At 65.4% G+C, this 17237-nt stretch carries 19 protein-coding genes; 13 read left to right on the plus strand and 6 right to left on the minus strand.

The window, feature by feature from the left end; genetic code table 11:
* Window positions 1-280: 280 nt before the first annotated feature.
* Window positions 281-592, minus strand: coding sequence for a hypothetical protein (locus ACQY39_RS03430; RefSeq protein WP_428503489.1), 312 nt, complete (start codon window positions 590-592; stop codon window positions 281-283).
* Between the two features lie 204 nt (window positions 593-796).
* Here ACQY39_RS03430 and ACQY39_RS03435 point away from each other — a divergent pair, with 204 nt between their 5' ends.
* The 5 genes from ACQY39_RS03435 (at window position 797) to ACQY39_RS03455 (ending at window position 5712) form a co-directional block, all read left to right on the plus strand.
* Complete coding sequence (locus ACQY39_RS03435) at window positions 797-1534, plus strand: autoinducer binding domain-containing protein (RefSeq protein WP_428503490.1); 738 nt, start codon at window positions 797-799, stop codon at window positions 1532-1534.
* 148 nt (window positions 1535-1682) lie between these two features.
* Complete coding sequence (locus ACQY39_RS03440) at window positions 1683-1877, plus strand: hypothetical protein (protein WP_428503491.1); 195 nt, start codon at window positions 1683-1685, stop codon at window positions 1875-1877.
* Window positions 1878-1953: 76 nt separating this feature from the next.
* Window positions 1954-3204, plus strand: a complete 1251-nt coding sequence (locus ACQY39_RS03445) for an HlyD family secretion protein (protein WP_428503492.1) — start codon at window positions 1954-1956, stop codon at window positions 3202-3204.
* Window positions 3197-5377, plus strand: coding sequence for a peptidase domain-containing ABC transporter (locus ACQY39_RS03450; protein ID WP_428503493.1), 2181 nt, complete (start codon window positions 3197-3199; stop codon window positions 5375-5377). Before ACQY39_RS03445 ends, ACQY39_RS03450 begins: the two co-directional genes overlap by 8 nt.
* Before the next feature lie 101 nt (window positions 5378-5478).
* Entirely contained in the window at window positions 5479-5712 is a 234-nt protein-coding gene (locus tag ACQY39_RS03455) for a DUF2061 domain-containing protein (RefSeq protein WP_102768805.1), read from the plus strand.
* On the opposite strand, the gene ACQY39_RS03460 is transcribed toward ACQY39_RS03455, so the two are convergent.
* Both ACQY39_RS03460 and ACQY39_RS03465 read right to left on the minus strand, forming a co-directional pair.
* A complete protein-coding gene (locus tag ACQY39_RS03460; protein WP_428503494.1) occupies window positions 5699-6718 on the minus strand; it encodes a Bug family tripartite tricarboxylate transporter substrate binding protein in 1020 nt (339 codons plus the stop codon). The two genes, ACQY39_RS03455 and ACQY39_RS03460, sit on opposite strands and share 14 nt — an antisense overlap.
* A gap of 68 nt (window positions 6719-6786) precedes the next feature.
* Entirely contained in the window at window positions 6787-7053 is a 267-nt protein-coding gene (locus ACQY39_RS03465) for a YkgJ family cysteine cluster protein (RefSeq protein ID WP_428503495.1), read from the minus strand.
* A gap of 161 nt (window positions 7054-7214) precedes the next feature.
* Here ACQY39_RS03465 and mnmG point away from each other — a divergent pair, with 161 nt between their 5' ends.
* The 5 genes from mnmG (at window position 7215) to ACQY39_RS03490 (ending at window position 12064) form a co-directional block, all read left to right on the plus strand.
* Window positions 7215-9185: a tRNA uridine-5-carboxymethylaminomethyl(34) synthesis enzyme MnmG gene (gene mnmG, locus ACQY39_RS03470; RefSeq protein WP_428503496.1), complete on the plus strand. Its 1971-nt coding sequence runs from the start codon at window positions 7215-7217 to the stop codon at window positions 9183-9185.
* Complete coding sequence (locus ACQY39_RS03475; protein ID WP_428503497.1) at window positions 9182-9736, plus strand: cysteine hydrolase family protein; 555 nt, start codon at window positions 9182-9184, stop codon at window positions 9734-9736. Before mnmG ends, ACQY39_RS03475 begins: the two co-directional genes overlap by 4 nt.
* Window positions 9733-10401: a 16S rRNA (guanine(527)-N(7))-methyltransferase RsmG gene (gene rsmG / locus ACQY39_RS03480; protein ID WP_428503498.1), complete on the plus strand. Its 669-nt coding sequence runs from the start codon at window positions 9733-9735 to the stop codon at window positions 10399-10401. The genes ACQY39_RS03475 and rsmG overlap by 4 nt, the downstream gene beginning before the upstream one ends.
* Window positions 10402-10493: 92 nt before the next feature.
* Window positions 10494-11264: a ParA family protein gene (locus ACQY39_RS03485; protein WP_428503499.1), complete on the plus strand. Its 771-nt coding sequence runs from the start codon at window positions 10494-10496 to the stop codon at window positions 11262-11264.
* Between the two features lie 11 nt (window positions 11265-11275).
* On the plus strand, window positions 11276-12064 hold the full coding sequence (locus ACQY39_RS03490) for a GNAT family N-acetyltransferase (RefSeq protein ID WP_428503500.1): 789 nt from the start codon (window positions 11276-11278) through the stop codon (window positions 12062-12064).
* A 16-nt stretch (window positions 12065-12080) separates the two neighbouring features.
* Here the strand turns inward: ACQY39_RS03490 and ACQY39_RS03495 are convergent, their stop codons facing one another.
* Both ACQY39_RS03495 and argC read right to left on the minus strand, forming a co-directional pair.
* A complete protein-coding gene (locus tag ACQY39_RS03495; protein ID WP_428503501.1) occupies window positions 12081-12533 on the minus strand; it encodes a GNAT family N-acetyltransferase in 453 nt (150 codons plus the stop codon).
* Window positions 12530-13474, minus strand: a complete 945-nt coding sequence (gene argC, locus ACQY39_RS03500; RefSeq protein ID WP_428503502.1) for an N-acetyl-gamma-glutamyl-phosphate reductase — start codon at window positions 13472-13474, stop codon at window positions 12530-12532. Before argC ends, ACQY39_RS03495 begins: the two co-directional genes overlap by 4 nt.
* 51 nt (window positions 13475-13525) lie before the next feature.
* Here argC and ACQY39_RS03505 point away from each other — a divergent pair, with 51 nt between their 5' ends.
* Both ACQY39_RS03505 and ACQY39_RS03510 read left to right on the plus strand, forming a co-directional pair.
* Window positions 13526-14071, plus strand: coding sequence for an RBBP9/YdeN family alpha/beta hydrolase (locus ACQY39_RS03505; protein WP_428503503.1), 546 nt, complete (start codon window positions 13526-13528; stop codon window positions 14069-14071).
* Window positions 14072-14086: 15 nt separating this feature from the next.
* The gene (locus ACQY39_RS03510; RefSeq protein WP_263515913.1) at window positions 14087-14998 is read left to right on the plus strand and encodes a ParB/RepB/Spo0J family partition protein; all 912 of its coding nucleotides are present in this window, start codon (window positions 14087-14089) and stop codon (window positions 14996-14998) included.
* 20 nt (window positions 14999-15018) lie between these two features.
* Here ACQY39_RS03510 and ACQY39_RS03515 read toward each other — a convergent pair whose 3' ends face one another.
* Window positions 15019-15216: a hypothetical protein gene (locus tag ACQY39_RS03515; protein WP_428503504.1), complete on the minus strand. Its 198-nt coding sequence runs from the start codon at window positions 15214-15216 to the stop codon at window positions 15019-15021.
* Window positions 15217-15285: 69 nt separating this feature from the next.
* On the opposite strand from ACQY39_RS03515, the gene ACQY39_RS03520 reads away from it, so the two are divergent.
* Window positions 15286-17208 (plus strand): PrkA family serine protein kinase, encoded by a 1923-nt coding sequence (locus ACQY39_RS03520; RefSeq protein ID WP_428503505.1) that lies wholly within the window; start codon window positions 15286-15288, stop codon window positions 17206-17208.
* The last annotated feature ends 29 nt before the right edge of the window (window positions 17209-17237 follow it).

Here is a 17237-nt window from a genome sequence, read left to right on the forward strand (position 1 = left end):
CGCTGGGCGATTTGTGGAGGGCTGAGCAGCGCAGCGCCTTGGGGCGCGCGCGTACCCGCGCGCTTCAAGCTCTGACTTGGCGCGTCTGTTTGAACGGAACGAACGCAGTGAGTGCAGTGAGTTATGCGCCAGCCCCGAGGCGCGAGCAGCGCAAGGCAGTCGGCCCGGTAGGGCCGACCCCGGAACCATGAGCCCGGCGGCGGCCCGGACTGCAGGGCCTCACGAGGGAGAGCAAGAAGGCTGCTTTGTGCCGAACTCCGTCTTTCCTAGGTTCAGTTGCTCAGTGGTAGCCAAGGGCCCGCTGAACCTCATACTGCCAGGGCAAGGTGTGCACGATCTCGTTGAGGCGGCGTGCGGACTCCAAAGGCGCCAGCACCTCGCCACGGGCATTGAGGAATTGCAAATTGGTGACCAGGGCCATGGGGTCCACCATAGCGACCACCCCGGCCGACATGCTGACCCAGTCCCAGGCCACGCCAGCCAAGGCCTCACCGTCGTCCCCTTGCCACAGAGTTTGCCCCATGGCGGGCTGCCCGCCTTCGCCATTGATCAAGACCTGGGTGCTCAGATGCGCAAACTGCAGTCGTGGCACCTCCTGGGCATCACAGAGTACTCGGGGCCATGCATACACAATCCAGGCTGGAGTCATAGAGGGGTAGGTTTTGAAACCATCGAAAGCGGGATTCCGTAACTGTTTGTGCAGTGTGCAGATGAGGCCCGCAAACGAACAGCTGTAAACCTTGTCAGGGGTATAACCGAGTTGACCGCAAGCCCGCGGTTTATTGCAATGCGCGCCATGGATGTGAGCAATTCAATGCTGCAAGGGGGGTACCAGGCCGTGCTGGAGGCACGCAGCCGCGAGGAATTTCGCCATGAGGTGATCCGCTTCGCGCAGGGCCTGGGTTTCTCCACGGTGTCGGCCACTGTGGTGCTGGACCACACCGTCGGGGAGTCGGAGTTCGAGACGGTGGACAACACGCCGGAATCTTTTGCCTCGACCTATTCGGACCGCAGCAGCTGGCGCCATGACCCTGTGGTTCAACATTGCAAGCGCCAGAGCGTGCCCATCGTCTGGAACCAGAACACCTATTTGGCCAGCGGCCAGGCCAGCATGTGGGAAGAGCAAGCCCGCTTTGGCTATCGCACCGGCATCGCCCTGGCCCTGCATCTGCCCGAGGGCCGGCATTTCATGCTGGGCATGGACCGCGCCGAGCCGCTGCCCAGCCATCCGGGCGAACTGACCCGGCTGGTGGCGGATTTGCAGCTGTTTGCCGTCTATGCCCAGGATGCGGCCTGGCGCGTGGTGATGCCGCGCGAGCCTGAGCAGAACAGCAACCCGACCCGGCTGACCCCACGCGAACTTGAATGCCTGCGCTGGACCATGGACGGCAAGACCGCTTGGGAGGTCGGGGGCATTCTGAGCATCACCGAACGCACGGCGGTGCTGCATCTGAACAACGCCATGCACAAGCTGGGCTGCACCACCAAGCACCAGGCGGTGTTGAAGGCGCTGCGCATGGGCTTGATTCGCTAACGGAAAACCCGCAGGCCAGGCGCTACGAGCCTGACATACGCTCTGGGCTTGGCGCAACTGTAAGAGTTGACACTGCCCGAGCCATCTTCAACTTGCTCAAATCCGGACCAAGCACTCGTTGGAGTGTGTTCAACGAACGGATTCCATCATGAAACTGCAAAACACCACCCCTTCTTCTGAACTGAACACAACCGTCCCGGCACCGGTCGAACTGAGCCTGGAGCAGCTGCAAGATGTGGCCGGCGGCGGCACACCTAAGGGCGGCTGGGGCCCGGTCCCCGACGCCGCCCAGGCGCCGTCGTCTGAGCCCCCAGTCCCAGGCACGCCCAAGGGCGGCTGGTAATCCTCTGCCCACTGTCATCACCCGCTCCCTGAGCGGGCTCTGACGGAGAAGGCAAGCACCGGTCTTCACCCAACACATGCTGTTTCGCCGCGAGGCCTTGCAAGGCCAGCAACACAGCGGTTTGGGCAGGGTGCAAGTCCTGCCACCGCTGTCTCTCACACTGCTCACGGCTGTTGCCGTGGGCAGTGTTGCTTTGGTCGTTTCCTTTCTGTGCACGGCGGAATACACGCGCAAAGCGCGGGTCAGCGGCTATCTCGTGCCGGACCGTGGCGTGCTGCGCATCCAAGCGCCCCAATCGGCCACGGTGCTGAGCCGCGAGGTCGGCGAAGGCCAGACGGTCAAAGCTGGCGATGTGCTGTTCGTGCTGGCCCTGGACAGCGCCAGCCAGACCATCGAAGGCATCGCTCAGACCCTGCAAAGCCGTCAGCTGAGCTTGCAAGGCACGGCCAACCAGCAGCTGGCCTTGGTGCGCACCCAGCTGCAAACCCTGACGCAAAAGCGCGCCGGCCTGCTGCGCGAACAAGCCCAGCTGCAGGTCGAGCGGCAGCTGCACGGCGAGCGCCTGGCCCTGGCGCGCGAATCGTTGGAGCGGCAGGAAAACCTGGCCCGCAACAATTTCATCTCGCCCGCCCAGCTGCAAAGCAAGCGCGAGGAACTGCTCGGCCTGCAATCGCAAACCCAAGCCCTGGCCCGCCAAGGCGAGGCCCTGCAGCGAGACTTGCAGGCGGCCGAGGCGCAGATGCGCGAGCTGCCGCTGCGCAGCGAGGTGCTACAGGCCGAAATCGCGCGTGACCTGGCCGAGCTGAAGGAAAAAGGCCTGGAGACCGAAGGCCGACGCCGCCTGGTGCTGCGTGCGCCCAGCGACGGCGTCGTCTCCACCTTGCTGGCCGAAGCCGGCCAAAGCATTCAGGGCGGCGCGGCCTTGGCCCAGCTGCTGCCGGCACGAACCCAGATGCAGGCCCAGCTGTTCGCGCCGTCCAGCGCAGTCGGCTTTTTGCAGGCACAACAAGCGGTGCAGCTGCGTTACCAGGCCTTTCCGTACCAGAAGTTCGGCCAGCAAAGTGGGCGCGTGCTTCAGGTCTCGCGCACGCCCCTGGCCCCGGCCGAGTTGGCCACCCTCAACCTGCCGGCCGCGCTCAGCCAGGGCGCAGGCAGCGAGCCGCTCTACCGCATCACCGTCAGCCTGGACCACCAAACCGTCAGCGCCTACGGACAGCCCCAAGCCCTGGCCGCCGGCATGCAGCTCGATGCCGATGTCATGCTGGAGCGGCGGCGCCTGATCGAGTGGATTTTCGAACCCCTGCTGAGCCTGGCCCAACGTGTCTGATCCCGCGCCTGCCCCCGACGCCGCACCTGGCCTGCTGTCTCGCCTGCACCTGGGCTGGCAGCGCCGTGGCCGGGTGCCTGTGATTCTGCAGACGGAGGCGGCCGAATGCGGCCTGGCCTGCCTGGCCATGGTGGCCAGCGCGCGTGGCCTGCATCTGGACCTGCCGGAGCTGCGCCGGCGCTTCTCGCTCTCGCTCAAGGGCGCGACCATGGCCGACCTGCTGCGCATGGCCGCGCCCCTGGGCCTGGCCGGGCGTGGCCTGCGCGCTGAGCCCGAACATCTGGCGCGGCTCGAGCTGCCGGCCATCCTGCACTGGGATTTCAACCATTTCGTGGTCCTGGTTGAGGTGCGCGGCCAGCAGGCCCTGATCCACGACCCGGCCCATGGCCGGCGACAGATCCCCCTGGCCGAGCTGTCGCGCCACTTCACCGGCGTGGCCCTGGAGCTGCGCCCCGGGCCGGACTTCACACCCCAGGCTCCAGCGCCGCGCCTGCGCTGGCGCCAGCTGTTCGGCCGCATCAGCGGCCTCAAGCGCTCGCTGGGCCAGATCCTGCTGCTGGCCCTGGCGCTGGAGCTGCTGGCCCTGCTCTCGCCCTTTTTGCTGCAATGGGTGGTGGACGGGGTGCTGGTCAGCGCCGACCGCGACCTGCTCGTCACCTTGGGCCTGGGATTTGGCCTGCTGGTGCTGCTGCAGACCGCCATCAGTGCCCTGCGCTCCTGGGCGGTGCTGGTGCTGTCGGCCTCGCTCAATCTGCAGTGGCTGACCCAGGTCTTCGGCCACCTGCTGCGCCTGCCGCTGGCCTGGTTCGAAAAGCGTCATCTGGGCGACATCTGGTCGCGCTTTTCCAGCGTGCAGCAGATCCAGCGCACCCTCTCCACCCGCTTTGCCGAAGCGCTGCTGGACGGCGCCATGGTGCTGCTGACCCTGGCCATGATGGCCGTCTACTCGCCGCGGCTGAGCGCCGTGGCGCTGACCGCGGTGCTGGGCTATGGCCTGCTGCGCTGGGCTTACTTCGGCCCGCTGCGCGAGGCCAGCGAAGAGGCCCTGGTGTTCGAGGCCAAGCAGAACAGCCATTTCCTCGAATCGCTGCGTGGCGCCCAGGCCATCAAGCTCTACAACGCCGAGGCCGAGCGCAGCGCTGCCTTTGCCAATCTGGTGGTCGAGCAGATGAACGCCAGCATCGCCACCCGCCGGCTGGACCTGGGCATGGCGGTAGGCCAGCGCCTGCTGTTCGGCCTGGAGCGGGTGGCCATCGTCTGGTTGGGCGCCCTGTTGGTGCTGGACCGTGAGCTCTCGGTCGGCATGTTGTTCGCCTTCCTGGCCTACAAAGAGCAGTTCAGCACCCGCGTGGCCGGCCTGATCGACAAGGGCGTGGAGCTGAGCATGCTGCGCCTGCAGGGCGAGCGCCTGGCCGACATCGTGCTGAGCGCGGCCGAGCCGGCCGACCTGAGCGCGGGCGCCAAAGTGAGCGCCGGCTCTCCGGAAGCGCTCGAACTGGTGGACCTGAGCTTTGCGTACGCGGAAGGCGAGGCGCCGGTGATCCAGGGCTGCAGCCTGCGCATTGAGCCTGGCGAGGCGGTGGCCATTGTCGGCCCCTCGGGCTGCGGCAAGACCACCTTGCTGAAGCTGATGCTGGGCATCCACAGCCCGCAGCGCGGCGAGATCCGCATTGGTGGCCGGCCACTGGCCCAGCTGGGCCTGGCCGCCTGGCGCGCCCGCATCGGCACCGTCATGCAGGACGACCAACTGTTCGCCGGCAGCATTGCCGACAACATCAGCTTCTTCGACCCCGAGGCTGACGCAGCCTGGGTGCAGGAATGCGCGCGCATCGCCTGCGTGCACGAGGACATCAGCGCCCTGCCCATGGGCTACCAGAGCCTGGTCGGCGACATGGGCAGCAGCCTCTCGGGCGGGCAGCGGCAGCGCGTGCTGCTGGCGCGCGCACTCTACAAACGGCCGCAATACCTGTTCCTGGACGAGGCCACGAGCGCGCTCGATGTCGAGAAAGAGCGCCAGCTCAACGCCTCGCTGCGTGCGCTCAACCTGAGCCGCATCGTCATCGCCCACCGGCCCGAAACCATCGCCTCGGCCCAGCGCATCATCGCCTTGCAAGGCGGGCGCGTGGCGCAGGATCTGCGCAGCGTGCCGCCAGCCAGCAACCAGGCCGGTTGAGCACGGGCTATTGCCGCCATCGAGATTGCCAAATGGACGGCGAGCGGCCGCACTTTTAGCATTCACCTATTGAAATCAAAGCATCAATAGGTAAACCCACCATGGCCAAAACCGCAAGCTTCGGCGTCCTCCATCTGGGCACCTCTTTCGGCGTCACCTACGCCCTGACCGGCAATGTGGCCGTGGCCGGCGCGGTGACCTTTGTGGAGCCGGCCGTCAACACGGTGATGCACCACTTCTTCGACAAGTACTGGGGCCACCCGCGCTTGAAAGCCTGGTTCGCCGGGCGCCGCCTGCGCCGCAACGCGGGAGCAGCCCAGATCAATCCGGCTTGACCTTGGCCCGGTTCAGCACCGGCTTCCAGCGCTGCTGTTCCTGGGCGATGAAGGCGGCAAACTGAGCCGGGGTATTGCCCACGGCCTCGGCCGAATCGGCGCTCAGGCGTTCGGTCGACGCGCTGCTGCGGATGGCCTTGGCCGATTCCGTGGCCAGGCGATCGAGATGGGCCGGGGCCAGATTGGCCGGCGCCAACAGGCCATACCACTGCGTCATCTCAAAGCCCGGAAAGCCCTGCTCCGCCACGGTCGGCACATCGGGCAGCTGCGGCAGGCGGGCTTTGGAACCGGTGGCCAGGCAGCGCAACTTGCCGGCCTTGATGAACTGCAGCACGGCCGGTGCGCCGACCGAGGCGGCATCGAGGCGGCCGGCAAGCAAATCCGTCAGCTGCGGGCCGGTGCCGCGGTAGGGCACATGGACGATGAAGAGCTCGGCCGCCATCTTCAAATACTCCATGGCCAGATGGCCGGCGCTGCCATTGCCGGCCGAACCGTAATTCAGGCGGCCCGGCTTGCTGCGCGCCAGGGCCACAAATTCCTTGAGGTTGCGAGCCGGCACATCGGGGTGGACCACGTAGAGGCTGGGCACCTTGGCCAGCAGCGTCACGGGCTTGAAGTCCTTGACCGGGTCGTAGGGCAGCTTGTCGTAGATGAAGGGGTTGACGGCCAAGGTGCCGATATGGCCCAGCACCAGGGTGTGCTGGTCATCGGCGCGGGCCACCTCGGCCATGGCGATATTGCCGCTGCCGCCAGGTTTGTTTTCCACGTAGACGGTCTGGCCCAGGGTCTTGCCCAGCTCGAAGGCGGTGGCGCGGGCGACGATCTCCGAGCTGCCGCCCGGCGCAAAAGGCACGACCAGGCGCACGGAACGGCTGGGCCAGGCCGCCTCGGCCCAGGCCGGCAAGCCCAAGCCGGCGGCCGCACCGACGAGGCCGGTCTGTAACAGAAACTGGCGGCGGGCCCGCGAGTCGGGGGGAGCGTGAGGGTCGTTCAGGTCCTGGGTCATGGCTCTTGTCTCCGGTGGATGTTTTTTTGGGGAACCGTGTCGTCGAGCCAGTCTAGGACGCGGGCCTGTCAAGGCGCTGTCGCCTGCTCCATCCAGCCCAGCCAACGCATGGCCTGCTCGCGCGACTCGCCGCACATCTGCTCGCTGGGCTGCAGCGAGCCGCAGACGGCGGGACGATCCGGGTGACCAAAGATCTGGCAGCGGTCTTGCGCATCGAGCTGGATGCAGCGCACGCCCGCCGGCTTGCTGACCCCGTTGATGACGGGCATGCCCGGGATGGGCGAGCTGATCGAAGGCGCAATGCAGCAGGCGGCGCAATGGGGACGGCATTTCATCGCGATATTGTCGGCGCAGGGATGGCCGGCGGCCGTGACTTATCCACAGCCGATCCGTAAAATCACGGGTTTGCCCGCGCCAGCTTTGGCGACGTGGAAACTGGCCCAAAGCGAGCGCTTGCGGGGGCCGCCTAGACAGCAGCGAGAGAGCAGCAAACCCCATGCAATACCCCAAGGAATTCGATGTCATCGTGGTCGGTGGCGGACATGCCGGCACCGAAGCGGCGCTGGCCGCCGCCCGCATGGGCTGCGCCACCCTGCTGCTCACCCACAATATCGAGACCCTGGGGCAGATGAGCTGCAACCCCTCGATCGGCGGTATCGGCAAAGGCCATCTGGTCAAAGAGGTGGACGCGCTAGGCGGCGCCATGGCCGCGGCCACCGACGAGTCCGGCATCCAGTTCCGCATTCTCAATGGCTCCAAGGGCCCTGCCGTGCGCGCCACCCGCGCCCAGGCCGACCGGGTGCTCTACAAAGCTGCCATCCGCCACCGCCTGGAAAACCAGCCGAACCTCTGGCTGTTCCAGCAAGCCGTGGATGACCTGCTGGTCGAGTCCGACGGCCAGGGCGAGCGCGTGGTGGGCGCCGTCACGCAGATGGGTTTGCAGTTTCGCGCTCGCGCCGTGGTGCTGACCGCCGGCACCTTCCTCGATGGCCGCATCCATGTCGGCCTGCAAAACTACAGCGCCGGCCGCGCCGGTGACCCGCCGGCCATCAGCCTCTCGGCCCGGCTGAAAGAACTGAGGCTGCCGCAAGGCCGGCTGAAGACCGGCACGCCGCCGCGCATCGACGGCCGCAGCATCGATTTTTCCAAGTGCGAGGAGCAAGGCGGCGACCTCGATCCCGTGCCCGTGTTCAGCTTTCTCGGCGACGCCGCGCAGCACCCGCGCCAACTGCCCTGCTGGATCACCCACACTTCGGAGGCAACGCACGCCATCATCCGCTCCGGCTTCGACCGCAGCCCCATGTTCACCGGCGTGATCGAAGGCGTGGGCCCGCGCTACTGCCCCAGCATCGAGGACAAGGTCAACCGCTTCGCCGACAAGGACAGCCACCAGATCTTTCTGGAACCCGAGGGCCTGACGACCCACGAGTACTACCCCAACGGCATCTCCACCTCCCTGCCCTTCGACATCCAGCTGGCCGCCGTGCGCTCAATCCCGGGCATGGAAAACGCCCACATCATGCGGCCGGGCTATGCCATCGAGTACGACTACTTCGACCCGCGCGGCCTGAAGTCCAGCTTCGAAACCCGTGACATCGGCGGCCTGTTCTTTGCCGGCCAGATCAATGGCACGACCGGCTACGAGGAAGCCGCCGCTCAAGGCCTGTTCGCCGGCTTGAATGCCGCCCTGCAAGTGCGCGGCCAAGGCCCCTGGTTGCCCGGCCGTGACCAAGCCTATCTGGGCGTCTTGGTGGATGACCTGATCACCAAGGGCGTGACCGAGCCCTACCGCATGTTCACCAGCCGCGCCGAGTTCCGCCTGCAGCTGCGTGAAGACAACGCCGATATGCGCTTGACCGAAGCCGGCCGCGAGCTGGGCTTGGTGGATGACGCCCGCTGGGAAGCCTTCAACCGCAAGCGCGATGCTGTTTCACGTGAAACAGAGAAGCTGAAGTCGACCTGGGTACACCCCAGCATCCTGCCGGCGGCCGATGCGGAGCGCCTGGTCGGCAAAGCGCTGGAACGCGAATACAACTTCATCGACCTGCTGCGCCGCCCTGGCGTGGTCTACGACACACTGGCCGAAGTGGCGGCCATCGCCCGCCCGGAAGCCGCTGTTTCACGTGAAACACTGACTGCCGATTTGGGCAAGACCATGGCCGATGCCGTCATCGAGCAAATCGAAACCAGCGTCAAGTACGCCGGCTACATCAACAAACAGGTCGAGGACGTGGCTCGTGCGGCCAATCTGGAGAACCTGCGCCTGCCCGCCGAACTGGACTACAACGAAATCCAGGCCCTGTCCTTCGAGGTCCGCCAGAAGCTCAACACCCACCGGCCTGAGACCCTGGGCCAGGCTTCTCGCGTCTCTGGTGTCACGCCCGCCGCCATCTCCCTGCTGCTGGTGCACCTCAAAAAGAAGCGCTTCAAGGGCTTCAGCGAGGCCCACGACAAGGTCGGCGCATGAGCAAGAGCGAACCGGCGCTCGATCTGGAGCTAGCCGCCCTGCTGGTGATTGATGTGCAGTGCGGCGCCTTCGATGGACGACTGTGCCCACCCATGCCAGACGGCGACGGCCTGCTGAGCGCCTGCCGCAGCGCCCTGGACTGGGCCCGGCAGCAGCGCGTGCCGGTGTTCTGGATCCAGCATTCCGAGCCCGGCGGGCCGATGGACGGCCCCGGCTTCGAGATCGATCCGCGCCTGAACCCAAGCCCCAACGAGCCCCGCTTCACCAAGACCGTGCCCAATGCTTTCGAGGAAACGAGCCTGGCCCAAAGCCTGCAGCAGGCCGGACGCAACCAGCCCATCCTGATCGGCTTGCAATCCGATTGCTGCATTGAGGCGAGCGCCCGCGGCGCGCTGGCCCTGGGTTTGCAAGCTTGGCTGGTTCCCGACGCCCACCACACCTGGCCGGACCGCGGCTTGAGCGCCGCGGCCTTGCGCGACCAGGTCTCGCAAGCGCTGGCGCAAGCTGGCGTCCCCTTGATTCCCATCACCCAGCTGACCCACCTCGCATGAGTTCCGACGCACCCGACACCTTGTTCGCCCCTTTGCGCGATGCCGCCCAGACCCTGGGCCTGAACCTCAGCGAGGCCCAGTTGCACCAGCTGCTGGCCTACCTAGCGATGATCAGTAAGTGGAACAAGGTCTACAACCTGACCGCCGTACGCGAACCCCAGGCCATGCTGACCCAGCATCTGGTCGACAGCCTGAGCCTTCTGCCCGCCCTGAGGCGCCATAGTCAGAGCAGCGGGCAGAGCAGCCTGCGCCTGATGGACGTGGGAAGCGGCGGCGGCCTGCCAGGCGTGGTGGTCGCCATCTGCGAACCGAACATCGATGTCACTTGCGTGGATGCCGTGGCCAAGAAGGCCAGCTTCATCAAGCAGGTGGCGGCCGAACTGCGCTTGCCCAATCTGCATGGCGAGCATTCGCGCGTCGAAGCGCTGAACACCCCGCCTTTCGACCTGATCACCTCGCGAGCCTTTGCCTCATTGCTGGACTTCACGACCTTGACCCGCCAACACCTCAAGCCTGGCGCCATCTGGTTGGCCATGAAGGGTCAGCATCCGAGCGATGAGCTGGCCGCCTTGCCCGCCGACTTGGATGTGTTTCACGTGGAACAACTGCAGGTGCCCGGCCTCGATGCGCAGCGCTGCCTGATCTGGATTCGCCCCAAGGCCTGAAAATGTGCGCCGAGCGCGGCCACTTAGACGCCTCGCTACAAATGCACGCCCCATCTGCCGCTACCATCACGCCTGCTTAGAAAAACGAGACCATGGCCAAGATCTTCTGCGTTGCCAACCAAAAGGGCGGAGTCGGCAAGACCACCACCACCGTCAACCTCGCCGCCGGCCTGGCCAAGGTCGGCCAGCGCGTGCTGGTGGTGGACCTGGACCCGCAGGGCAATGCCACCATGGGCTCGGGCATCGACAAACGCGCCTTGGAGCTCAGCGTCTACGACGTGCTGCTGGAATCGGCCTCAGTCAAGGAAGCCAAGCAGACTAGCGAAAAGGTCGGCTACGACGTGCTGGGCGCCAACCGTGAGTTGGCCGGTGCCGAAGTCGAGCTGGTTGATCTAGAGCGCCGCGAACGCCGCCTCAAGGGCGCCCTCGCCGCCGCCAACGACGACTACGACTTCGTCTTGATCGACTGCCCGCCCTCGCTGTCCATGCTGACGCTGAACGGCCTGTGCTGCGCCCACGGCGTGGTCGTGCCCATGCAGTGCGAGTACTTCGCGCTGGAAGGCCTCTCGGACCTGGTCAACACCATCAAGCAGGTGCATGCCAATCTCAATGCCGACCTGCAGATCATTGGCCTGCTGCGCGTGATGTTCGACCCGCGCATCACCCTGCAGAACCAAGTCAGCGACCAGCTCAAGACACACTTCGGAGACAAGGTCTTCGACACCGTAATCCCGCGCAATGTGCGCCTGGCCGAAGCACCCAGCTACGGCCTGCCCGGCGTGGTGTTTGACCCCGCCTCCAAGGGTGCCCAGGCTTTCGTCGAGTTTGCACGTGAAATGGTGCGCCGCGTCGGCAGCATGTGAATGGGTCGGCGATGAGCGAAGAGGCTGCGCTGCTGACCGGCGACTGGGACCTGGCTTGGCGGGCCGAGCAGGCCGGGCTCAATGCCAGCGCCCCACCCCAGCAGCAACGTGTCGAAGGATGGCTGATCCGCCTCTCACCCGGCAAGGCCAAGCGTTCGCGCTGCATCAATGCGCTGGAAGCCGGCAGCCTGCCGCTCGATGACTTGCTGTCGCGCTGCCAGCACGCTTTCCAGGCCGCTGGCCTGCCCTTGATCGTCCGCCTCACGCCCTTCACCCAGCCGGCTGATCTGGATGCCACGCTGAGCGCCAAAGGCTGGGCCCGTTTCGATGCGGCCGATGTGATGGTCCGCGCTCATCTGGACGAACTGCCCGCCGCCCTGCCCCCAGGCCAAAGTCTGGAGCTCTTGGACGCGCCCTCGTACGCAAACTTGGTCGGAGCCTTGCGCGAATCCAGCGCCGTCGAGATCGAGGCCCATGCCCAACGCCTGCTCGCCTCGCCGGTGGTCTACCAAGGCCATACCTTGCGCGATGAGCACGGTGAACTGCTGGCCTGCGGACAGCTGGCCTGCGAAGGGGCCATGGCGGGCCTGTATGACGTCTTCACGCCGCCCGCCAGGCGCGGACAGGGGCATGCCAGGGTCTTGTGCGCGGCCCTGCTGGAGCGCGCCAAATCCAAGGGCTCGACCCAAGCCTATCTGCAAGTCGGAAGTGACAACGAAAGCGCTCAGCGCGCCTATCGTCATCTGGGCTTTGCCGTCGCCTACCGCTACCACTACCGCTCGCCCGAACCGTCTGTTTGAGCGGTGCCGGGGCGTTTCAGTCGCGCGATTTCCAGACCTTCAAAAGGGTGTGGCGGGTGAAGCCCGGTACAAGATCGTGCACATGGCTGATGCAGACATAGCCGAGGTGTTCGTAGAGCGCGGCCGTGTCGTCGGAGAGGGTTTCGATCAAGGCGTCGACACAGCCACGACGCAAGGCCTGGGCCTCGATCTGGCGTAGGCAGGCGCTACCCCAACCCAGACCCCGCAAGTCCTCCCGGACCCACAGATAGTCGACGTAAAGCCTTTGGAACTCGGTGCGGCCGCTGGCGCCTACCAGCAGCTCGCCTTGTTCATCGAAGCGAGCGCAGGCGATGTCTAGCGCATCACTGCCCTGGGTCTGCTGGCGGCCGAACAGGCGCACGTGGTCGCGCAAGGCCTGCACTGCCGCCGACGAGACCTCCTCATCCCGCCACCAGCGCTCGGCCTCACCGCGCAGCGCCGGGCTCACACCAGACCCAGGCTTTCTTCCAGACCCAGGTGCACATTCATGGCTTGCACGGCGGCGCCGCTGGCGCCCTTGCCGAGGTTGTCCAGGCGGGCCATGACAAGGATCTGCGTCTCGGAGCCGAAGACGAACAGGTCCACCCGGTTCGTGTCATTGCAGCCCTGCACATCGAAGAAGCCCTCGGCCAGCGTGTCGGCATCGCGCAACGGCATCACGCGGATGAAGCGCTCGCCTTCGTAATGCGCGGCCAGGGCCTGCTGCACATGCTCGGCCTGGGTGCCGGCACGCAGCTGGCTCAGGTGCAGAGGCACGGTCACCGCCAGGCCCTTGTAGAAATTGCCGACGATGGGCATGAAGACCGGCGCGCTCTTAAGGCCGGTGTGGGCCATCATCTCGGGCAGATGCTTGTGCGCCAGACCCAGGGCATAGGGGCGGGGCGAGAGCAGCTTGGTGTTACCGCCCGCTTCGTACTCGCCAATCATGCCCTTGCCGCCACCGGAATAACCGGTGATCGAGGTGGCCGACACCAGGGCCTCGGGCGCCAGCAAGCCGGCATCGACCAGAGGGCGCAGGGCCAGGATGAAAGCGCTGGCATGGCAACCCGGGTTGGCGATGCGCTTGGCTGCGCGGATGGCGTCGCGCTGGCTCTTGCACAGCTCGGGCAGGCCGAAGGCCCAGCCGGGCACGGTGCGGTGCGCGGTGCTGGCGTCGATCAGGCAGGTCTTGGGGTTGCTGATCATGGCCGCGGCTTCACGTGAAGCGGCATCAGGCAGGCACAAGAAAGCCACATCGGCGGCGTTCAGCAGGCGCGCACGCTCGGCCGGGTCCTTGCGCTTGTCGGCGTCAATGCGCAGCACTTCCACATCCTGACGCGCGGCCAGGTACTCATGGATGCGCAGACCCGTCGTGCCCTCTTGTCCATCCACAAAAACCGCGTACGTCATGACTTCTCCAGCACAATCAAATTCAAAGAAGTGAAAGCATAAGGCAAGCGAATGAAAGCAAGCACCGTCCTCCTGCTGCCCGGCTGGTTGAACTCCGGCCCTGGGCATTGGCAAAGCCTCTGGGAAGCGCAATTCGACCACCTGCGGGTCGAGCAATCCGACTGGGAGCGGCCGCTGCGCGGCGACTGGATGGCGCGCCTGGATGAGGTGCTGCAAGCCCAGGATGAACCCGTGGTCTTGGTGGCCCATTCCCTGGGCTGCCAGCTGGTGGCCAGCTGGGCCTCGCATTCCCGGCATACGGCGCGCGTGCGCGGCGCCTTGCTGGTCGCACCACCGGACACCGAGGCGCCAGGAACTCCGCCGCAGCTGCACAACTGGCGCCAGATCCAGCGTGCCCGCCTGCCCTTCCCGGCCATCGCCGTGATCAGCAGCGACGACCCTTTCTGTGCATCCGAGCGCGGCGCGCAGATGGCGGCGGACTGGGGCGCCAGCCTGGTGCTGGCCGGCCCGCGCGGTCATCTCAATGCCGACTCCGGCTTGGGCGATTGGCCCGAGGGTCAGGTCTTGCTGGCCCAGCTGATGCGCGCCGAGTCATAAGGGACAATCGCACCCATGGTCACCAAGAAACCCAAAGGCCTCGGCCTCGGCCTCGAAGCGCTGCTCGGCCCCAAAGTCAACGAAGCGGAAGCCGCCGCCGCACGCGAAGGCAGCCCCAGCCAGCTGCGCCTGGAGCAGATGCAGGCCGGCAAATACCAGCCACGCACGCGCATGGACGAAGGCTCTCTCTACGAGCTGGCCGAGAGCATCAAGGGCCAGGGCATCATGCAGCCCATCCTGGTGCGCCCGATCGCCCCGCCCTCGCCGCTCAGCGATGTGCGCTATGAAATCATCGCCGGCGAACGCCGCTTCCGTGCCGCCAAGCTGGCCGGTCTGCGCGAGGTGCCGGTGCTGGTCAAGGCCGTACCGGACGAAGCCGCGGCCGCCATGGCCCTGATCGAAAACATCCAGCGAGAGGACCTGAACCCGCTGGAAGAAGCCCAGGGCCTGCAGCGCCTGGTCAACGAGTTCCACCTGACCCATGAGCAGGCCGCGCAAGCCGTGGGCCGCTCGCGCAGCGCCGCCAGCAATCTGCTGCGCCTGCTGCAGCTGGTCGAGCCGGTGCAGAACATGCTGATGGCCGGCGACATCGACATGGGCCATGCCCGCGCCCTGCTGCCGCTGGACGGCGCGCACCAGATCACCTGCGCCACCGAGATCGCCGCCAAGAAGCTCAGCGTGCGTGAAGCCGAGAAGCTGGTCTCACGCCAAGGCGCCGGCCGCCAGACGCCGCTGCTGCGCGTCAAGGGCGACAAAAGCCGCGACCTGCTGCGCTTGGAAGAGGAGTTATCTGACCTGCTGACTGCGGTGGTCGAAGTGCGGGTCAAGAAGCGCACCAAGCGCGGTGAACAGGGCGAGCTGTCCATCCAGTTTGCCTCTCTGGACGAGCTCAACGGCCTGATTGAACGCCTGCGCAAAAACGACTGAAGCAGAGGGCAAAGGCGGCGTCACACCAAAGTTTGCAGATCGGCGTAGCATCGCTCCATGCTTGGTTTCAGCGGGCGATTTGAACTGCGGCGATTGCCGCGCTTTTTGACCCTTTGAACGGCACCAGCCGCGCCAAGCTGGAACCACTGCCCCTGTTCCCGGAAAGCTCTGATGACGCCCCCAGCCACCGCCATGGCTTGTGAGCGCAAGGACTTCATCAGAACTTCCCAGGTGATGCGCTGACGAGCCGTGTCTGCGTGCTGCCCGGGACCTTACCGGAGGTCAGCATGGACGTGATCAGCAGCTTCACCAAGCGCTACGAGCGCACCCGCGTCGAAGAGCTTTCGCTCGAGGATTACCTCAACGAGTGCAAGCGCAACCCCCTCGCCTACGCCACCGCGGCCGAGCGCATGCTCAAGGCCATCGGCGAGCCGGAAATGATCGACACGCGCCACGACGCGCGCCTGTCCCGCCTGTTCGCCAACAAGACCATCAAGATCTACCCCGCCTTCGCCGAGTTCTACGGCCTCGAGGAGGCGATCGAGCAGGTGGTCAGCTACTTCCGCCACGCCGCGCAAGGCCTGGAAGAGAAGAAGCAAATCCTCTACCTGCTGGGCCCGGTCGGCGGCGGGAAAAGCTCGATTGCCGAACGGCTCAAGAGCCTGATGGAGGAGGTGCCTTTTTACGCCCTGGCCGGCTCGCCGGTGAACGAGTCGCCGCTGGGTTTGTTCGATGTGGTCGAAGACGGCCCCCTGCTGGAGCAGGAGTACGGCATCCCTCGGCGTTATCTGAACCGCATCCTCAGCCCCTGGGCGGTCAAGCGCCTCGACGAATTCGGCGGCGACATCCGCCGCTTCAAGGTGGTCAAGCGCTACCCCAGCGTGCTCAAGCAAGTAGGTGTGGCCAAGACCGAGCCGGGCGACGAGAACAACCAGGATATCTCCTCCCTGGTCGGCAAGGTCGACATCCGCAAGCTGGAAACCTATGCCCAGGACGACCCCGATGCCTACAGCTACTCGGGCGGCCTCTGCTTGGCCAACCAAGGCCTGCTGGAGTTTGTGGAAATGTTCAAGGCACCGATCAAGGTGCTGCACCCCTTGCTGACCGCCACACAGGAAGGCAATTACAAGGGCACGGAAGGTTTCGGCGCCATACCCTTCGATGGCGTGGTGCTGGCCCACAGCAATGAGAGCGAGTGGAAAACCTTCCGCAACAACAAGAACAACGAAGCCTTCCTGGACCGCATTTACATCGTCAAGGTGCCTTACTGCCTGCGTGTCAGCGAAGAGGTCAAGATCTACGAAAAGCTGATCCGGGGCTCCTCCCTGGCCGAGGCCAAATGCGCGCCCGGCACGCTCAAGATCATGAGCCAGTTCGCGGTGCTGACGCGGCTGAAAGAGCCCGAGAACTCCTCGCTCTATTCCAAGATGCAGGTCTACGACGGCGAAAGCCTCAAGGACACCGACCCGCGCGCCAAGAGCTTCCAGGAATACCGCGACTACGCCGGCGTCGACGAAGGCATGAGCGGCATCTCCACCCGCTTCGCCTACAAGATCCTGTCCAAGGTCTTCAACTTCGACAGTGCCGAGGTGGCGGCCAACCCGGTGCACCTGATGTATGTGCTGGAGCAGCAGATCGAGCGCGAGCAGTTCCCGGCCGAGGTCGAGCAGAAGTATGTCGGCTTTATCAAGGAAGCGTTGGCGCCGCGCTATGCCGAGTTCATCGGCAAGGAGATCCAGACCGCTTATCTGGAAAGTTATTCCGAATACGGCCAGAACATCTTCGACCGCTACGTCACCTACGCCGACTACTGGATCCAGGACCAGGAGTACCGCGACACCGACACCGGCGAGGTCTTCGACCGCGTGGCCCTGAACGCCGAGTTGGAGAAGATCGAGAAGCCCGCGGGCATCAGCAACCCGAAAGACTTCCGCAACGAGATCGTCAACTTTGTGCTGCGCGCGCGCGCCAACAACGCCGGCAAAAACCCGGCCTGGACCAGCTACGAGAAGCTGCGCACGGTGATCGAGAAGAAGATGTTCTCCAACACCGAGGAGTTGCTGCCGGTGATCAGCTTCAACGCCAAGGCCAGCGCCGACGAGGCCAAGAAGCACGAGAACTTCGTGCAGCGCATGGTGGACAAGGGCTACACGGCCAAGCAGGTGCGGCTGCTGTGCGAGTGGTATTTGAGGGTTCGCAAGAGTTCTTGAAGAAGGAAACGAAGGCGACGAAGGCGACA

Origin of the sequence: Roseateles sp., from assembly GCF_965262435.1 — a bacterium.
Lineage (GTDB): Bacteria > Pseudomonadota > Gammaproteobacteria > Burkholderiales > Burkholderiaceae_C > Paucibacter_A.